Source organism: Streptomyces pathocidini (assembly GCF_001418495.1).
GTDB classification, from domain to species: Bacteria; Actinomycetota; Actinomycetes; order Streptomycetales; family Streptomycetaceae; genus Streptomyces; species Streptomyces pathocidini.
Map to the genome: position 1 here is coordinate 1 of NZ_LIQY01000595.1, position 1,332 is coordinate 1,332.

Sequence of the window (1,332 nt, forward strand, 5' to 3'; positions counted from 1 at the left end):
CCGGACGTGATGCGCCGCCGCGTCGAGGAGACGCTCGACCTCCTCGGCCTCGCCGAGCTGCGCGACCGGCCAATCGCGAGCCTGTCGGGCGGGCAGCGGCAGCGGGTGGCGATCGGCTCGGTGCTGACCCCGCACCCTCGGGTGCTGGTCCTGGACGAGCCGACGTCCGCGCTCGACCCCGGCTCGGCGGAGGAGGTCCTGGCCGTACTCCAGCGCCTCGTCCACGACTTGGGGACCACCGTGCTGATGGCCGAGCACCGCCTGGAGCGCGTCGTCCAGTACGCGGACCAGGTCGTTCTCCTCCCGGCCCCCGGCGAACCGCCGGTGTCCGGCACCCCGGCCGAGATCATGGCCGTCTCCCCGGTCCACCCGCCGGTGGTGGGCCTCGGCCGCCTGGCGGGCTGGTCGCCCGTACCCCTGTCGGTGCGCGACGCCCGGCGGCGGGCGGGCGACCTGCGCGCCCGCCTCGCGGACCGCGCGCCGGAGTCCACTCCCCCGGGGAAGGGGCCCACTCCCCCGACGCCCGAGGCCGCCGTGGTCGGGTCGGCGTCCGGCCTCTCCGTCCGCCGGGGCCGGATCGCGGCCCTGCGCGGGGTGGACCTGTCCGTGCGCTCGGGCGAGACCGTGGCCCTGATGGGCCGCAACGGGGCGGGAAAGTCAACGCTGTTGGGGGCACTCGTCGGCCTGCACGCGCCCACGTCCGGCACCGCACGGGTCGGCGACCTGGCTCCGCACCGCAGCAGCCCGCGGGACCTGATCCGCCGCGTGGGGCTCGTACCGCAGGAGCCGCGCGACCTGTTGTACGCGGACACGGTCGCGGCCGAGTGCGCGGCGGCGGACGAGGACGCGGGCGCCGAACCGGGTACGTGCCGCGGGCTGGTCACCGGCCTGCTCCCGGACGTACCGGACGCCACGCACCCGCGCGACCTGTCCGAAGGCCAGCGCCTCGCCCTGGCGCTGGCGCTCATCCTGACCGCGCGCCCGCCGCTGATCCTCCTGGACGAGCCGACCCGCGGCCTCGACTACGCGGCGAAGTCCCGCCTCGTGGACATCCTCCGCGACCTGGCGGCGGACGGCCACGCGATCGTCCTGGCGACCCACGACGTCGAGCTGGCCGCCGAACTCGCCCACCGCGTGGTGATCCTGGCCGACGGCGAGGTGGTGGCCGACGGCCCGACGGCAGAGGTGGTCCTCGCCTCCCCTTCCTTCGCCCCGCAGGTGGCCAAGGTCCTCTCCACGTCCCCCTGGCTGACCCTCACCCAGGTCCGCGAGGCCCTGGAGGCGACGCCCGAATGACGAGCACGTACGGCGCCGCATCCGACGCCCCCACCC

The 1,332-nt window shown here is 76.4% G+C and carries 1 protein-coding gene; it reads left to right on the top strand.

Annotated features, from left to right (window positions below; translation table 11 throughout):
• Positions 1-1,296: ATP-binding cassette domain-containing protein (locus AOK16_RS23270; protein ID WP_055474105.1), on the top strand; the 1,296-nt coding region annotated here is incomplete at its 5' end.
• Positions 1,297-1,332 lie beyond the last annotated feature (36 nt).